Raw genomic sequence first — 16,677 nt, 5'->3', positions numbered from 1 at the left:
CCTCTGAAAAGACGAGGCGAATGCCGAGATTTTCTTAATAGAAAGGGATGAAAAAATATGGTATATGATGCAGGGCATTATGATGTTATCGTAGTTGGTGCCGGGCATGCTGGTGTTGAAGCCGGTGTTGCCGCAGCACGAATGGGTGCGAAAACGTTAATGCTGACACTTAATTTGGATATGATTGCCTTTATGCCGTGTAACCCATCATTGGGCGGACCTGCTAAAGGGATCGTTGTCAGGGAAGTAGATGCTCTTGGCGGTGTAATGGCAAAAGTCATCGATAAAACACACATCCAAATGCGCATGCTGAACACAAGAAAAGGGCCGGCAGTGCAAGCATTACGTGCACAAGCGGATAAACCTTTATATATAAAAGAAATGAAAAATGTTATTGAGAACGAAGAAAACCTTACCTTAAGACAAGGTATGGTAAATGAACTTATTATGGAAGATGGCGTTTGTAAAGGGGTTATTACCGAAACAAAGGCTGCTTACCATGCTGAGACGGTGATTGTTACAACTGGAACATTTATGCGCGGGAAAGTTTTAATGGGCGACCTCGAATATGAAAGTGGTCCAAACAACCAGCGGGTATCAGTAAAGCTTTCCGAACATCTGGAGGATCTTGGTATTGAGCTTACCCGATTTAAAACAGGTACACCGCCACGTGTGAATAGCCATACGATTGACTATTCGAAAACAGAAATTCAGCCTGGGGATGAAAAACCACAAGCATTTTCATATGAAACAACGGAATATATTACTGACCAAATCCCATGCTGGTTAACATATACAAATGAATTTACGCATGAATTAATTAACGACAATCTTACTTTATCAGCAATGTACTCCGGAATGAAACGGGGTACAGGACCGCGCTATTGTCCGTCAATTGAAGATAAAATTGTGCGTTTTAACGATAAGCCGCGTCATCAGATCTTTCTTGAGCCGGAAGGACGGGATACGGAAGAGGTCTATGTACAAGGGCTGTCTACATCATTGCCTGAGTACATTCAGCATGACATGGTTAAAACGGTACCAGGACTGGAGAATGCTGAAATTATGCGTGCCGGCTATGCGATTGAATATGATGCAGTTATTCCAACACAGCTGTGGCCGACACTTGAATTAAAAAAGATCCCTGGTCTATTTACTGCTGGTCAAATTAATGGAACATCCGGTTATGAAGAAGCCGCAGCACAGGGAATTATGGCAGGTATCAACGCAGCAGCAAAAGTACTTGAAAAAGAACCAGTAATCCTTGATCGCTCACAGGCATATATTGGTGTGTTGATTGATGATCTGGTAACCAAAGGAACAAAAGAACCATATCGTCTTTTGACATCTCGCGCAGAATATCGTCTGTTGCTTCGACATGATAATGCAGATTTGCGTTTGACTGAAATTGGTTATAATCTTGGTCTGATTAAGGAAGAACGCCACAATAAATATGTCGAAAAGAATCGAATGGTTAAAGAAGAAAAGAAACGTTTGTATAAAATCATCATCAAACCGGAAGAGCATGTTAAAAAAATGATGGACGAAGCAGGAGCAACACCATTAAAAGAAGCGGTACGAGCGTATGATCTGTTAAAACGTCCGGAAATTTCTTACGATATGCTTGAAAAAGTAATTGAACCAAATAACACACTGCCAACTCTCGTACGGGAGCAGGTTGAAATACAAATCAAGTATGAGGGTTATATTAAGAAAGCAAATGAGCAAGTAGAAAAAATGCTGAAAATGGAAGACAAAAAAATTCCGGATAACATTGACTATGATGACATTAGCGGAATAGCATCAGAAGCCAAAGAAAAACTGAAAAAAGTACGTCCACTTTCGGTTGGGCAAGCGTCACGGATTGGTGGCGTTAATCCGGCTGACGTTTCCATTTTACTTGTATATATTGAACAAGGAAAAATTGCACGTGTTGCCAATTAATCGAGTGTGAGGTGCTGTATATATGAACCCGGAACAGTTCGCAGCGGCATTACGGGAAAAGGGTATTGACCTGAATGATAGACAGATGGAACAATTTGATATGTATTATAAAACCCTGGTTGAATGGAATGAAAAAATAAATCTCACTGCATTAACGGATCAAAAGGATGTATATTTGAAACATTTTTATGATTCAATTTCTGCAGCTTTCTACTATGATTTCAACAGGGATCTGCATATTTGTGATGTGGGTGCCGGGGCAGGTTTCCCCAGCATCCCACTCAAAATATGTTTCCCGGACCTCAAAGTTACGATAGTTGATTCACTGCGTAAGCGGATTAATTTCCTAAACCAGCTGGCAGCACAACTTGATTTAACAAACGTTGCTTTTTATCATGACCGGGCAGAGAATTTTGGTAAAAACAGTAAATTCAGGGAAGTGTTTGATGTTGTTACGGCAAGAGCAGTTGCCCGCATGTCTGTTTTAAGTGAGCTTTGTTTACCATTAACCAATAAAAATGGAACATTCATAGCAATGAAGGGCAGTCAACTGGATGAAGAAATAGCCGATGCTAAATCTGCTATAGAATTACTTGGTGGGGAAATAAATCAAGTACATACATTTAATTTACCGGTAGAAGAAAGTGAACGGACTATTTTCATTTTTGATAAGAAACGGAAAACACCAAAAAAGTATCCACGAAAGCCTGGTATTCCAAATAAAGCTCCACTAAGTTAAGACGTGATTTTCATATAAATATCCTTGCTATTAATTCTTTTTCAAGTATATATATGATAAAATAGACTAGAAGAGAATTCAGGGTGCTTTGCTGCTCTATTTAATTGATTAATAGTTTAGTTTTAAAAATGTTCCACGTGAAACATTTTTAATTTGTTATGGCTGATACACTTTATATAAAAGGTGGTGTAGTAATGGTAAGTGCTTTTAATCGTATTTTTGGTACGGGGGAAAAAGCAGATTCAAAATCAGAATCAGAATCTTTTGATCCAAATGAAGTAGTACAACTTCCAGTTAATAGAGTTGAGCCTAATAGATTCCAGCCAAGAACTATATTTAATGAAGAGAAAATCAAAGAGCTTGCTCAAACAATACATACGCATGGAATGATTCAGCCGATAGTAGTAAGGAAGCTTGATGACGAAGCAAACTATGAAATTATTGCAGGTGAACGAAGGTGGCGTGCTGTTCAGTTATTGGACTGGGAAAACATCCCCGTAATCATTCGAGGAATGAATGATGCTGAAACGGCATCAGTTGCATTGATAGAAAACCTTCAACGTGAAGAATTAACAGTGATCGAGGAAGCAAATGCATATTCAAGTTTGTTGGAGTTGCATTCATTAACCCAGGAAGCGTTAGCACAAAGGCTTGGAAAAAACCAATCAACCATCGCTAACAAGTTGCGGTTGTTAAAGCTGCCAAAAGAAGTGCAACAGGCAATCCTTGATAAATCAATTACGGAACGCCATGCGCGGGCACTGACAAAACTTAATGAGCCGGAAACACAAATAGTAGTATTGCAGGCAATACTTGATAACCATTTTAATGTAAAACAGACGGAAGAATATATCGCTAAATTGGATAAGCCAAATGAAAAACCGGCTAAGAAAAAACGCCCTAAGTTAAAAGGTGTCAATAAAGATATAAGAATCGCTATGAATACGATTCGCCAATCATTGAATATGGTATCCGACACAGGAATTGACGTTGAAACAGACGAAGAAGACCAGGAAGATTATTACCAAATTACTATAAAAATTCCTAAAAAGAAGTAAACAATGCTTTTATCCTAAAATCATATAATTAATAACAATGCAAAATAATAACCATTCATCTTTGAGGAATAAGGTGAGTGGTTTTTAATTCGGTCTGGTTGCTGCAAGGTCTTTCAACGAAAATAATAAATATAAAATTAAATTTTTCTTACAAAAGGTATTTTTAATAAGTCTTTTGTTTAAAAAAATGATAGAATAATAAGTATAGAGTTTAGGTAGGTGACAGCATGGGAAAAATAATTGCCATTGCAAATCAAAAGGGTGGCGTAGGAAAAACAACATCAGCGGTAAACTTAAGTGCAGGCCTTGCACATTTGCAAAATAAAGTTCTAGTAGTGGATATTGATCCCCAGGGTAATGCTACCAGTGGAGTTGGCATTAATAAAGCCGATATGGATCAATGTATTTATAATGTTTTAGTAGAGGACTTGCCTGCAGAAAAGGTTTGTGTACCTACACAGGTTAAAAATTTAGACATAATACCTGCCACAATTCAACTTTCCGGAGCTGAAATTGAATTAGTTCCTACTATTTCACGTGAAATACGTTTGAAGAAAGCATTGGAAAATCTTAAAGAAGCGTATGATTATATCATTATCGATTGTCCACCTTCATTAGGATTACTTACAATCAATGCACTAACTTCCGCGGATACTGTCTTAATACCGGTACAATGCGAATACTATGCATTGGAAGGATTAAGCCAGTTGTTGAATACCATTCGTCTGGTACAAAAACACCTGAACAAACAACTAATGATTGAAGGAGTTTTACTTACAATGCTTGATGCTCGTACGAACCTTGGTATTCAAGTAATTGAAGAAGTGAAAAAATATTTCCAGGATAAAGTATATAATTCAGTCATTCCCAGAAATGTGCGCTTAGGTGAAGCTCCCAGCCATGGAGAACCAATTATTACGTATGATCCCAAGTCAAGAGGGGCCGAGGTATATCTCGAATTAGCGAAGGAAGTGATTAGTAATGGCGAGAGGGTTAGGTAAAGGTATTAATGCTTTTTTTCCGGATATAGAAGAGAAAGATGATGATACTATACAGGAGATACCTGTTAATGAATGTCGGCCGAATCCCTATCAACCAAGAAAAACGTTTCATGCAGACGCTATAGAAGAATTGAAGGATTCCATACTGGAATATGGTATCATTCAGCCGTTAATTGTCCGTAAGAGCATCAAAGGGTATGAAATCGTAGTTGGAGAACGTCGTTTCCGCGCCGCAAAAGAAGCTGCACTGGAAAGCATTCCTGCCATTGTTAAAGAATTAACTGATGAAAAAATGATGGAAGTTGCTTTGCTGGAGAATCTGCAGCGTGAGGATCTGACACCGATTGAAGAGGCACATGCATATTCCAATTTAATGAATGAATTGGGAATAACTCAAGATGAATTGTCCAAACGACTGGGAAAGAGCAGATCGCATATTGCTAATATTGTTCGCTTACTTTCCTTACCGGAGCAGGTTGTCGCTAATATAAATAACGGTGAACTTTCCATGGGGCATGGACGTGCCTTACTAGGTGTAAAAGATAAAGAAAAAGTACTGCCCTTAGTGAACAAAATTCGAAAAGAAAAATTAAATGTACGACAGGTTGAACAGTTGATCGTTAAGATGAATGATAAAGCAATTAAGAAAAAAGAAAAGCCGAAGAAGGATATTTTCCTGCAAGAAAGAGAGTCGATATTACGCGACCGTCTTGGCACAGCAGTTACGATAAACCAGGGTAAGCGAAAAGGAAAAATTGAAATTGAGTTTTACTCAAATGATGATTTACAGCGTATTTTGGAAACAATTGACAAGTAATAAATAGTACAAGACTGACTAGTTTGATTGAATTTCCAGCGTCAGTCTTTTTTTATTCTCATTCTACATTCTGAAATGGAGTGGTAAATTCATGATATATTTTGATCAGGCCGCATCTTCATTTCCAAAACCCCCTGAAGTAGGGGAGGCAATGATATATGCACTTAACGAAGTAGGTGCAAATCCAGGCAGGGGCAGCCACCTGCTGGCAAGACAAGCTGAATTGATTATTCGGGAGACAAGAGAGAGGGCTGCACGTATATTTGGATGCAGTAATCCAAGAAAAGCTGTATTCTTTAATAATGCAACGGCTGCTTTAAATCAGGCAATTAAAGGAATGAATTGGAATGAAGGCGATCATATTATTTCTACATCATTTGAACATAATTCCATCCGAAGACCACTTGAAAATATAAAGAATACGTATAATGTAGATGTTTCATACATTGAATGGAAAGACAAAAATGAGGAGTTTTTGGATGGTGTTGAAAAATCTATTAAACCAAGCACAAGATTAATTGCCATGACACACGCTTCAAATGTCACCGGTTCACTTATACCTGTTAAAGAGGTTAGTGCTATTGCAAAGCAAAATAATGTCCTTGTTCTCGTAGATGCTTCACAAACGGCCGGGCATATACCAATCAATATGAAAGAGCTTGGAATTGATATGATGGCATTTCCGGGACACAAAGGATTATTAGGTCCACAGGGCACTGGAATGTTACTGGTTGAAGGAGCTATTGATCTTTCACCAATACAGCATGGAGGGACAGGTACTTTTTCTGAAAATCCTTCCCAGCCATCACAATGGCCTGAGAAACTGGAAAGCGGAACATTAAATACACCTGGAATAGCTGGGTTAAATGCTGCTCTATCAGTATATGAGACAAGAGAAAATGAGAATGTTCCACGTGAAACAATTTTAACAAAAAAACTATTAAAAGAACTGAAAAATATAAATGGTGTTACTTGTTATGGACCTGATGAATGTGTTGACCGGATGCCCATTGTTGCTTTTAATGTACTTGAAATACCTTCACAGGAAATTGCAATGATTCTTGATTCCCATTATCAGATAGCAGTTCGTTCTGGTATACATTGCAGTCCGCTTACACATGAAACAATGTACACAATCGAACAGGGTGTAGTCAGAGCGAGCCTTAGCATGTATAATACAGAAAAAGAAATTGATAGTTTCGTTCAGGCAATAAAGGAGATAGTGGAATCATATAACATGATTTAATACAGACAGATGGAGATGTAGCTATGGCGTTATACGGAACACTGGTTAACGGAGCGTGTATCATTGCTGGCAGTTTAATAGGTTTGTTTTTTACAAAAATACCGGAAAAATATAAAGAAACCGTTATGCACGGAATCGGACTTGCTGTTATTTTAATAGGAATGCAAATGGCCTTTTCAACTGAATCTATTATTGTTGTTCTATTAAGTTTACTGACAGGTGCTTTAATAGGAGAATTCATTCAATTGGAAGAATGGTTGAATCGACTCGGAAATTGGATTGGAAGGCGATTTGCGACAACGAATGACAATATTAGTGTTGCACAGGGATTTATAACAGCCTCATTAATTTTTGTGATTGGAGCATTATCCGTAATTGGTGCTTTGGACAGCGGGCTTCGGGGTGACCATGAGGTTCTTATTACAAAAGGAGTTATTGACGGTTTTGTTGCACTGGTTTTAACTACTACGTTAGGATTCGGTGTCATATTTTCTGTTATTCCAGTAATTCTTTATCAGGGCTCGATAGCTTTATTGGCAACCCAAATTGAAAAGTGGCTGCCGGAAACCTTTTTAAACGGATTGATTACAGAATTGACAGCAGTAGGTGGACTGCTTATTGTAGCAATCGGTTTAAATCTATTAAAATTAATACAAATACGGGTTGGTAATTTATTGCCTTCAATTCTGACAGTTGGCATTGTCTATTACATCTATTTACAATTTTAAAGAATTCGCTGACTATGTATCAGATTCAATATAAAATTACTATCAGATCGTACCACTAGCAGGGGAGGCCCTGAAAAGAAGTGTCCCAAATTTTATAAGGGATTGTTTCTTTTTAGTACGCTGTTTTCGTATAGATTGTTGTTTTTGATAAAAATGATATAAACTGCAAGTTAAATTTTATATGAGTGTTAGTCCGCCGCTGGAATTAAAAAGCAACAAAATTTACGAAAAGAGCCGTTATGACAAAAAGGCTGGGACATACCAAAAACGTCTAGCATAAGAAATGAACAATGTATGGATAATGCGAAGTGTATTTCCGGGGTGGTTGTTTGCATCTTTTCCAGTATGTTCGGATATTCCTCTTGATAAAAAACTTTTGTCCCAGCCTCTTTATTATACTATTTAATGTTCCACGCTTTTGCTTCTATACCTCGAAGCTACAATTGCAGGAAATGGATGACTATGTGATAATCCGTGATCGACCTTCTCCAGTAATGCTGCTACACTTTTAGCCATGTCCACCACTTGAGAAAGCCTCGTGTTCTGCAAAATAGAATACTCCATAAATCCGCTTATATTTACAACACCGGTAATATGAATATCGCCAATGGAAGGAAGTTCTTTGTTTAAAGCAGCACCAGGCTTCAATGAACCAATGTCCGAAATAATGCTTCCAACCGATGTCGCTTTACCTAACGAGGCATCAACGGCAATGATATACGGTTTTTTATGCTGTACGTTTATTAGTTTGATGTATTCTTTTAAGTTGGTCGCATGGACCGGGTCATCCAGTGTACCATACACACTGATGTGTTTTGGTCGCTTTTCCGATAAAAAAGTCCCCGTGAGCGGGCCTAATGCATCACCGGTCGAACGATCTGTTCCAATACAAACAACGGCGTATTCGCGAGGTACGTTTGGAAACCAGGATATTATTTTTTCACTCATGACACTTAACAGGTTGGGATCGGTATGTAACATTTGGACTTTTTCATTTTTTGGAACAAAACGATTCATAAGATTCATAGCTTATCCTCCACAAACATATTGGTATAAGTATACGGAGAAAATTATCAATCTATACGTATATAAGAAAAAAAATAATGGAGGAAATGCAATGTGGAGAGCTGGTCTGAAATGGATGTTTTTAATAATTGGTACAACAATTGGTGCAGGTTATGCTTCCGGAAGAGAGTTATGGCAGTTTTTTGGTCATGAAAGTGGACTTGCTATTTTGTTATTTATGCTATTTTTTTCACTTAGCTGTAATGTAATTATGAAAATAAGCCATGAAAAAAAATCAAGTGATTATTTACCGGTTCTTCAGGATATCGTGGGAGTCAAACTAACGAAAATTTATGATGTCATGATTTTTTTATACTTATTTACGACAACTGTTGTGATGATTGCGGGGAGCGGTGCGACCGGACAAGCTTTTAATTTCTCTTATTGGTGGGGAGTATTGGTTATAGCCATTGCGTTAATTGTTTTGTTTATTAAAGACATTGGTGGACTGCTGGCAATGAATCAGCTGATCCTGCCACTTTTACTTGGCGGTCTATTATATATTTTACTCCTGTTTACCAGGGATCAGTCGCTGGAATTGTTCTCCCATTTACAGGAACAGCGTAATTGGACTGCGGCTTTTTCATTTACAGCTTTAAATATTTTACCGCTGATTGCAGTGTTGGGAGCTATTGGTAACAAAGTTAAGACAAAACAGGAGGTATGGATCGCGTCAATCGGAAGTGGATTGATCCTTGGTATCATTTCGTTTATATACAATAACAGCCTGATTCAAATAGCTGATGAACTTTTGCTGTATGAGATTCCGTTGTTTGCAATCCTTAAACACTATCCGTTTGGTATGATGATCTTTATGTCTGTACTACTGTGGTTTGCGATTTTTACGACAGCTGCAGCAGGCATATTGGGGATCGTATCAAGGCTGCAAAGTGTTTGGAATATGCCAATTTGGTTTTATGTAATCATTATCCTGGCAGCAATGATTCCGTTATCAACGTTAGGATTTTCTACTTTAATAGCCTACATATATCCATTATATGGGATACTAAACTTGTATGTATTAACAAGACTACTATTATATCCAATTTGGAATAAAATGGAAGAAAAACGCACGTGACTCCACATTTCTTTAAAAGAATGAGTGGTTATTGTAAAATCTAGTTATATACTGAACGTCGGGCGGAGGTTATAACGTGGATTTTATCAATAAGAAAATGGAAGAATTCTGGGATTACTTATCAGGCCCTGAACTCTGGATTGCAATTGGTGGGGCAATACTGAAAATAATCGCCATTACAATACTTGCATTAATTGTTGTTCGTATCGGAAATAAACTTATTGACCGTATTTTTGAAAGCAGATCGAGCGGACCATTTCGCATGACAGAAAGAAGAGAGGTCACGTTAACAAAACTGATCAAAAATACATTGAAATATACCGTTTATTTCATTGCAATCATTATGATTCTTGATGGCGCACTTGGACTGGAAATCGGTGCACTGCTGGCAGGTGCTGGTGTGGCCGGACTGGCTATCGGCTTTGGTGCGCAAAATCTTGTCCGCGACATTATTTCCGGATTCTTCATTATATTTGAAGATCAGTTTTCGGTTGGCGACTATATTCTAACTTCTGGAGCTGAAGGAACGGTTGAGGAAATTGGCATGCGGACAACCAAAATAAAAAGCTGGACAGGTGAACAGCATGTACTGCCAAATGGAAATGTAACCCAGGTAACAAATTATTCCGTTCATAATGGACTGGCAGTGGTTGATGTAAATGTACCATATGAAAGTGATATTTACAGAGCTGAGAAAATTATCGATGATGTAAGTAAAACACTGCCGGATAAATATGAAGTAATTGTTGACGTTCCGGAAATTATCGGTGTTCAAACATTGGAGACATCCCATTACGTCATTCGGGTTATTGCCGAAACGCTGCCGGAATATCAGTGGGCAGGAGCACGCATTATCCGAAAGGAAGCTCAGGATGCTCTCTATAGTCATGATATTCAAATACCTGCACCGCGTCTTGTCATGTATTCCAGGCATCAGGAACCAACATCATTGGAAATACAACGTGGTCAGGAACATAAAGGGGACGAGTAAAATGGCAGATAAACAATTTGAATTAAATGATATTGTTCAAATGAAAAAACAGCATCCCTGCGGCGAAAACCGCTGGAAAATCATCAGAATGGGGATGGATATCCGGATTAAATGTATGGGATGTAATCATAGTGTGATGATTCCACGTAAAGATTTTACAAAGAAGATGAAAAAAGTCCTAAAAAATGCTGAAGAATAAATCGTAAAAATTGACTATCTGACAGGAAAAATAGTAAAATATGTCTATATAGAGAGATAAAAATAGAAAAATTAATAGGGTAAAGAACAAAAATAGGTTAACTTCGGTTGCCTATTTTTGTTTTTTGATTGCTTGTCAATTTATAATCTTGTATCTATAATTGATATGACTAACGCGTTCATATGAATGGAATCCTTAAGGAGTGAAAGTTGAATGTCTTTGACAGCAGGAATTGTCGGACTTCCCAATGTTGGTAAATCAACATTGTTTAATGCCATTACACAGGCTGGTGCAGAAGCAGCGAATTATCCGTTTGCTACTATCGATCCGAATGTGGGTATTGTAGAAGTACCTGACAATCGCTTAAATAAATTAACAGAATTAGTAAATCCGAAGAAAACCGTCCCGACGGCATTTGAGTTTACCGATATTGCCGGAATTGTAAAAGGCGCAAGTAAAGGAGAAGGACTGGGGAATCAGTTTCTATCCCACATACGTCAGGTGGACGCAATATGCCAGGTTGTCCGTTGTTTTCAGGATGACAATATAACACATGTGTCAGGACAGATTAACCCGATTGATGATATTGAAATCATTAGTCTGGAGCTTATTTTAGCAGATCTGGAAACAGTCAACAAGCGATTTCAGCGGGTTGAGAAACTTGCCAGACAAAAAGATAAGGAAGCTTTAGCCGAATATGATGTTCTTTCAAAACTGAAGGAAGGACTTGAGGCAGAAAAACCGGCACGAGCACTGGAATTCACCGAAGAGCAGTGGAAATTGGTAAAAGGGCTTCATTTGCTGACAACGAAACCAACATTGTATGTTGCCAATGTAAGTGAAGATGAAGTAGCTGAACCTGATGCCAATGAAAATGTACAAAAGGTGAAAGAATACGCAGCTAATGAAAACGCGGAAGTAATTGTTGTTTGTGCAAAAATTGAAGAGGAAATTGCTGAATTGGAACAGGAAGAAAAAGCAGAATTCCTTGAGGATTTGGGCATTGCTGAATCAGGATTGGACAAGCTTATTAAAGCTTCGTACAGTTTACTGGGTCTGGCAACGTATTTTACAGCTGGTGAGCCGGAAGTGCGTGCATGGACGTTCCGTAAAGGGATAAAGGCACCACAGGCAGCAGGAATTATTCATACTGACTTTGAAAAAGGTTTTATCCGTGCAGAAACTGTATCCTATGATGATCTTATCGAAGCGGGGACGATGGCAAAAGCGCGGGAAAATGGTAAGGTTCGCCTGGAAGGTAAGGAATATATCGTAAAAGATGGCGATATTATTCACTTCCGTTTTAACGTATAATCAGGATCCCTCGAATGGTTGTTTTTTAAAATGTGATTTGGTATAATACACTATTGTGAGTAATGAAAGTAAATATTACTCCTTGCTCTTTTCAGGGAAAAAGAGCCGCTAAGACCAAAAGGAGGTGTAACGGATGAGAAAATACGAAATCATGTATATCATCCGCCCGGACATTGAAGAGGAAGCTCAAACAGCTTTAATTGAGCGCTTCAACAAAGTATTGACTGATAATGGGGCGGAAATTGATAAAGTTGATGAAAAAGGCAAGAAACGTCTTGCATATGAAATCAATGACTATCGTGATGGATACTATGTAATCATTAACTTTAGCGGTGATGAAAATGCTATCAATGAATTTGATCGCCAAGCGAAGTTTTCTGATGATATTATGCGTCACATGGCAATTCGGGAAGATGATCAATAATAAGGGGTGGTTCTGATGTTGAATCGTGTCGTACTTGTCGGCAGATTAACGAAGGATCCTGATCTGCGTTATACACCAAACGGAGTGGCTGTAGCCAACTTTACCATAGCAGTAAACCGGCCTTTTTCAAACCAGCAGGGTAACCGTGAAGCGGACTTTATTAACTGTGTTGTCTGGCGCAGGGCGGCTGAAAATCTGGCTAATTACATGAAAAAAGGCAGTATGATTGGTGTTGACGGACGTGTTCAAACACGTACGTTCGAAACAAAAGAAGGTAGAACTGCATTTGTAACAGAAATTGTTGCAGAAAATATTCAGTTCCTTGAATCAAAAGGTTCTGCACAAAATAGAGGAGACCAGCAAACATCAGGATTCCAGCAAAATCAAAGCCAGAATCAGAACCAAATGAACCAAAATCAAAACGAAAAGGGTGGCCCATTTGAAAATAATGGGGAGCCTATCGATATATCAGACGATGATTTACCATTTTAATTAAAATGGTAAAAGTAAAAAAGGAGGGTTTCTCATGGCAGCTCGTCGCGGACGTGCAAAGCGTCGTAAAGTGTGTTACTTCACAGCGAACGGAATTACACACATTGACTATAAAGACGTTGATTTGCTGAGACGTTTCATTTCAGAACGCGGAAAAATTCTTCCTCGTCGTGTAACTGGAACATCTGCAAAATATCAGCGTAAACTTACCAAAGCAATCAAACGTGCTCGCACAATGGCACTATTGCCATACGTAGCAGAATAATGATATAAAAAAGCCTTTTGACAGCATTCAACTGTCAAAAGGCTTTTTTTGTTTTTAACAAAAGGATGTTATATTGGGTAAAGTAAAGGTGTTTTCGTAAATTTTGTTGCTTTTTAACCTCGTTATTGATATAAAATGTCACGTAAACGCTGTTTTAGCTCATAAATATCATCAGTTTATGGAGTTATTGGTTAAGTCCTAATCCAGCGGAGGAAATACACGGAGACTCCTGTGGGAGCAGAGGCCTAGGTGAGACTCGCAGTGTGACAACACGGAGAGGCTCATCAGCCGCCCACGGCTAAGAAGACACTGCGAAAACGTACTTTTTGAGCAGATGTCGCCTTGGTACCCGGAGGTGTGAAAGCGAAGTGTATTTCCGCAGCGGTGTTCTAGCACTCAATTATTTTTTACAGTGCATCGCAGTTGATATCTTCAAACAACCATAGTAAAAGAGTAAATTACAATCTAAAGAGCTGATCGTGAAAAGCGACGAGCAATCTTTTCTTGGAGGGGTGCAGCCTGATTGAATCAGCTTGAGCACCGATTGTATATAAACAGCAGCAACAATCTGCGGAAAACTGTCATTTAAAAAAAGTAGCTATCTTATCAATCTTCCATCTTCCAATATAAGTATCCGATCCCCTAGTTTCTTAGCTTCTTCATAGTCATGTGTCACCATAATAATAGGTATCTTCCATACATCGTGTAGTCGCAATAATTCGTTTTGACATTCTTCCTTCGTCTTGTCATCGAGAGAGGAAAATGGCTCGTCCAATAGAAGTGCTTCGGGTTTGGTTGCTAATGCCCGGACCAGGGCGACACGCTGTTTTTCACCGCCGGATATCTTTTCGGGATAACGATCAAGTAAATGGTTTATCCCCACAACTTCCACCAGCGAATTAACAAGCCCTTCATCTTTCATGCCGTATCTTATATTTTTCTCAACAGTCATATGCGGAAACAGGGCGTAATTCTGAAACAAATAGCCAATTTGCCGTTTTTGTACAGGCAGGGGTTTTTGTTTTTCTTCAAAGAGAACTCGTTCATTTAGCGCGATTTTTCCTGAATCCGGATGAATAAGTCCTGCAACACAATTTAAAACGGTCGTCTTGCCGGCTCCGGATGGTCCGAACAAAACAACAATTTCCCTGTCAACATCAAATGCGGCATCAAGCTTAAAGCCATTAATTTTTTTCTTTATATCCAGTGAAAGCATTGTTCATCACACCTATCATTTGTCACTGGTAAACCGTAAGATATTCCGTCCGCTCCACCAATTCAGCCAGAGTATGGCACTGAATCCAACTGCAATAATTCCGATAACCCAGAATGTTGCTGATTTCATATTACCTGCTTCGACAGCAAAGTAAATGGCGAGGGGAATCGTTTCTGTTTGATTTGGTATGTAGCCGGCAATCATTAAGGTCGCACCAAATTCCCCCAATGCACGAGCGAAGGTTAATACTAATCCGGCCAGCAATCCCGGCCATGCAAGCGGAAAAGTTATCGTCCGGAATACCTTCCATTTGGAAGCACCCATCGTTAAGGCAGCATTTTCAATATTCCGGTCGAAGTTTTGAAAGGAAGCGGCCGCACTCTGGTACATTAATGGGAAGGAAACGACAATAGCCGCGATAACTGCCCCAATCCAGGTAAACACAACTTGTAAATCAAACCAATCAAGTAACAAACTCCCCAGTGGTCCATTCTGGCCGAAAAGGTAGAGAAGGCCGAAACCAACCACAGTAGGCGGCAGGACTAATGGAAGCATCAGCAGTGATTCAAGGATTCGTTTTCCCGGGAAATGATTGCGTGCGATAATTCTGGCTAGAAAGATACCGACCACAAACACGATTACCGTAGCGATACCGGCAATTTTCAATGACAGAAATAACGGTGTATAATCCATATCCATTCCCACCTTTAAAAACCAAACCCATACTCAGCAAATATCGATTGTGCCTCGTCAGTCTGTAAAAATTCAATAAACTTTTGTGCCTGTTCAACTGTATCACTTGAAGACATTACCGCAGCAGGATAAACAATTGGATCATACAATGATTCGTCAATCGCTGAAATTTTTTTAACCAATTCGGACCGTTCCAAATCACTTGCATATACAAAACCAATATCCATGTTACCGGATTCAACGTATGTAAGTACCTGTCTAACGTCCTTTGCATAGACGAGCTGTCCTTCTATCTCATCCCAAATTCCACTTCCAGAAAGTGCCTGTTTTGCATAATCACCGGCAGGAACACTTTCCGGATTTCCGATGCCGATTTGATTTAGTCCACTTGTTGGCAGATCCTGAAGTGAATCAATTGAAAATGTCGCATTATTATTCGCCACAAGTACCAGTTTATTTGTAGTAAAATCGGTTCTTGTGTCTTCCATAATCATATCCTGATCAGCCAGGTTGTCCATCCACTTTTGATCTGCAGAAAGAAACACATCAACCGGGGCACCCTGCTGAATTTGCTGCGTGAGTTTTCCGGATGCGCCATAATTCATTGTTAATGTCGTATTTGGATGTTCGGATTTAAACGCATCAGTTAGTTCAGACAACACCCCGGAAAGGCTTGCGGCAGCAGATATGAATACTTTATGTTCTTCTGAGCTTTGCTGGTTGCTGCAGCCAGACAATAATAAAGCTATTACAAGAATAGTACCTGTTATGTATTTCATAAATAAAACTCCTATTATCGTTTTTTGCGTTTTGGATAGACAGTGATTATTTTTATAATGAAGAGCAGCGAATAAACTAAAAATAACCATAAATATGTAGCTTCAATCGGATAGATTAATGCAATAATTGTATACAATAAAAACGGGATTGTCGTTGTGTACGCAGTCATTTTCCAAAGTATTTGAAATCTGACCTTCCGCCTGAGCAACTTGGCAATCAGTGTTCCAATGTAAGCAATAAGTGAAATCATTGCAAATACCATCAACGTTATCGGTAAGTAATAAAATATGAAAAAGTATACAAGCAGCAAGAATAAATGTAAATCAGCACTCGGTCCACTGGTCGCCGTGAGCCGGTCAACCAGGGAAGGGATCGAAACAATCAACATTAGAATGAACATGTATATTAACGTAATGTCCATTCCAATCCGATTTAATTTAAACATTGCCTGCTTATTTGGCAGTTTAATACTTTTTAGAAATACCTGCAAAAAAATCATTATAATCAATTCATTCCTTAAGAACAAAAGCGGAGGCGCCCGGTTAGCGACGTATGGACTGGACTGAGCCGCAGGAGATAAAGGAAACATGCCCCTGCATCAGGGGTATGCCGACGTTGGCCGCAAAG

General features: G+C 38.9%; 19 protein-coding genes. 14 read left to right on the top strand and 5 right to left on the bottom strand.

Annotation, left to right across the window (positions count from 1 at the left end):
* The first annotated feature begins 57 nt into the window (after window positions 1-57).
* The 7 genes from mnmG (at window position 58) to G6R02_RS16785 (ending at window position 7,533) form a co-directional block, all read left to right on the top strand.
* Window positions 58-1,944, top strand: a complete 1,887-nt coding sequence (gene mnmG, locus G6R02_RS16815) for a tRNA uridine-5-carboxymethylaminomethyl(34) synthesis enzyme MnmG (protein ID WP_164670559.1) — start codon at window positions 58-60, stop codon at window positions 1,942-1,944.
* Between the two features lie 22 nt (window positions 1,945-1,966).
* Entirely contained in the window at window positions 1,967-2,683 is a 717-nt protein-coding gene (rsmG, locus tag G6R02_RS16810; protein ID WP_164670558.1) for a 16S rRNA (guanine(527)-N(7))-methyltransferase RsmG, read from the top strand.
* 194 nt (window positions 2,684-2,877) lie between these two features.
* On the top strand, window positions 2,878-3,741 hold the full coding sequence (noc, locus tag G6R02_RS16805; RefSeq protein ID WP_164670557.1) for a nucleoid occlusion protein: 864 nt from the start codon (window positions 2,878-2,880) through the stop codon (window positions 3,739-3,741).
* Between the two features lie 227 nt (window positions 3,742-3,968).
* Window positions 3,969-4,742 carry a ParA family protein gene (locus tag G6R02_RS16800; RefSeq protein WP_164670556.1) on the top strand — a complete coding sequence of 258 codons (774 nt, stop codon included), beginning with the start codon at window positions 3,969-3,971 and terminating at the stop codon, window positions 4,740-4,742.
* Window positions 4,723-5,559, top strand: a complete 837-nt coding sequence (locus G6R02_RS16795) for a ParB/RepB/Spo0J family partition protein (RefSeq protein ID WP_164670555.1) — start codon at window positions 4,723-4,725, stop codon at window positions 5,557-5,559. Before G6R02_RS16800 ends, G6R02_RS16795 begins: the two co-directional genes overlap by 20 nt.
* A gap of 91 nt (window positions 5,560-5,650) precedes the next feature.
* Window positions 5,651-6,805 (top strand): aminotransferase class V-fold PLP-dependent enzyme, encoded by a 1,155-nt coding sequence (locus G6R02_RS16790; RefSeq protein ID WP_164670554.1) that lies wholly within the window; start codon window positions 5,651-5,653, stop codon window positions 6,803-6,805.
* A 23-nt stretch (window positions 6,806-6,828) separates the two neighbouring features.
* Entirely contained in the window at window positions 6,829-7,533 is a 705-nt protein-coding gene (locus G6R02_RS16785; RefSeq protein WP_164670553.1) for a DUF554 domain-containing protein, read from the top strand.
* A gap of 402 nt (window positions 7,534-7,935) precedes the next feature.
* On the opposite strand, the gene yyaC is transcribed toward G6R02_RS16785, so the two are convergent.
* A complete protein-coding gene (yyaC, locus tag G6R02_RS16780; protein ID WP_164670552.1) occupies window positions 7,936-8,559 on the bottom strand; it encodes a spore protease YyaC in 624 nt (207 codons plus the stop codon).
* A 91-nt stretch (window positions 8,560-8,650) separates the two neighbouring features.
* Here yyaC and G6R02_RS16775 point away from each other — a divergent pair, with 91 nt between their 5' ends.
* From G6R02_RS16775 to rpsR, 7 genes are all read left to right on the top strand, one after another.
* Window positions 8,651-9,676 carry a YkvI family membrane protein gene (locus G6R02_RS16775; protein ID WP_164670551.1) on the top strand — a complete coding sequence of 342 codons (1,026 nt, stop codon included), beginning with the start codon at window positions 8,651-8,653 and terminating at the stop codon, window positions 9,674-9,676.
* Between the two features lie 76 nt (window positions 9,677-9,752).
* Window positions 9,753-10,667: a mechanosensitive ion channel family protein gene (locus G6R02_RS16770; RefSeq protein WP_164670550.1), complete on the top strand. Its 915-nt coding sequence runs from the start codon at window positions 9,753-9,755 to the stop codon at window positions 10,665-10,667.
* Window position 10,668: 1 nt separating this feature from the next.
* Window positions 10,669-10,866, top strand: a complete 198-nt coding sequence (locus G6R02_RS16765; RefSeq protein ID WP_164670549.1) for a DUF951 domain-containing protein — start codon at window positions 10,669-10,671, stop codon at window positions 10,864-10,866.
* A 213-nt stretch (window positions 10,867-11,079) separates the two neighbouring features.
* Window positions 11,080-12,180, top strand: a complete 1,101-nt coding sequence (gene ychF / locus G6R02_RS16760; RefSeq protein WP_164670548.1) for a redox-regulated ATPase YchF — start codon at window positions 11,080-11,082, stop codon at window positions 12,178-12,180.
* Window positions 12,181-12,313: 133 nt separating this feature from the next.
* Window positions 12,314-12,604 carry a 30S ribosomal protein S6 gene (gene rpsF / locus G6R02_RS16755; protein ID WP_164670547.1) on the top strand — a complete coding sequence of 97 codons (291 nt, stop codon included), beginning with the start codon at window positions 12,314-12,316 and terminating at the stop codon, window positions 12,602-12,604.
* Window positions 12,605-12,619: 15 nt separating this feature from the next.
* A complete protein-coding gene (ssb, locus tag G6R02_RS16750) occupies window positions 12,620-13,096 on the top strand; it encodes a single-stranded DNA-binding protein (protein WP_164670546.1) in 477 nt (158 codons plus the stop codon).
* A 34-nt stretch (window positions 13,097-13,130) separates the two neighbouring features.
* On the top strand, window positions 13,131-13,361 hold the full coding sequence (gene rpsR, locus G6R02_RS16745; RefSeq protein WP_050350602.1) for a 30S ribosomal protein S18: 231 nt from the start codon (window positions 13,131-13,133) through the stop codon (window positions 13,359-13,361).
* A 598-nt stretch (window positions 13,362-13,959) separates the two neighbouring features.
* On the opposite strand, the gene G6R02_RS16740 is transcribed toward rpsR, so the two are convergent.
* The 4 genes from G6R02_RS16740 to G6R02_RS16725 are packed head-to-tail and all read right to left on the bottom strand — an operon-like array spanning window position 13,960 to window position 16,549.
* Window positions 13,960-14,577, bottom strand: coding sequence for an ATP-binding cassette domain-containing protein (locus G6R02_RS16740; RefSeq protein ID WP_164670545.1), 618 nt, complete (start codon window positions 14,575-14,577; stop codon window positions 13,960-13,962).
* 15 nt (window positions 14,578-14,592) lie between these two features.
* A complete protein-coding gene (modB, locus tag G6R02_RS16735) occupies window positions 14,593-15,270 on the bottom strand; it encodes a molybdate ABC transporter permease subunit (RefSeq protein ID WP_164670544.1) in 678 nt (225 codons plus the stop codon).
* A 14-nt stretch (window positions 15,271-15,284) separates the two neighbouring features.
* A complete protein-coding gene (modA, locus tag G6R02_RS16730) occupies window positions 15,285-16,049 on the bottom strand; it encodes a molybdate ABC transporter substrate-binding protein (protein WP_164670543.1) in 765 nt (254 codons plus the stop codon).
* A gap of 14 nt (window positions 16,050-16,063) precedes the next feature.
* Window positions 16,064-16,549: a DUF1189 family protein gene (locus G6R02_RS16725; protein ID WP_164670542.1), complete on the bottom strand. Its 486-nt coding sequence runs from the start codon at window positions 16,547-16,549 to the stop codon at window positions 16,064-16,066.
* Window positions 16,550-16,677 lie beyond the last annotated feature (128 nt).

Origin of the sequence: Virgibacillus doumboii (genome assembly GCF_902806455.1) — a bacterium.
In the GTDB taxonomy this organism is placed as follows: Bacteria; Bacillota; Bacilli; order Bacillales; family Amphibacillaceae; genus Lentibacillus; species Lentibacillus doumboii.
Note: the sequence above shows the minus strand (reverse complement) of the source record. Positions and strands in the feature narration are given on the sequence as shown.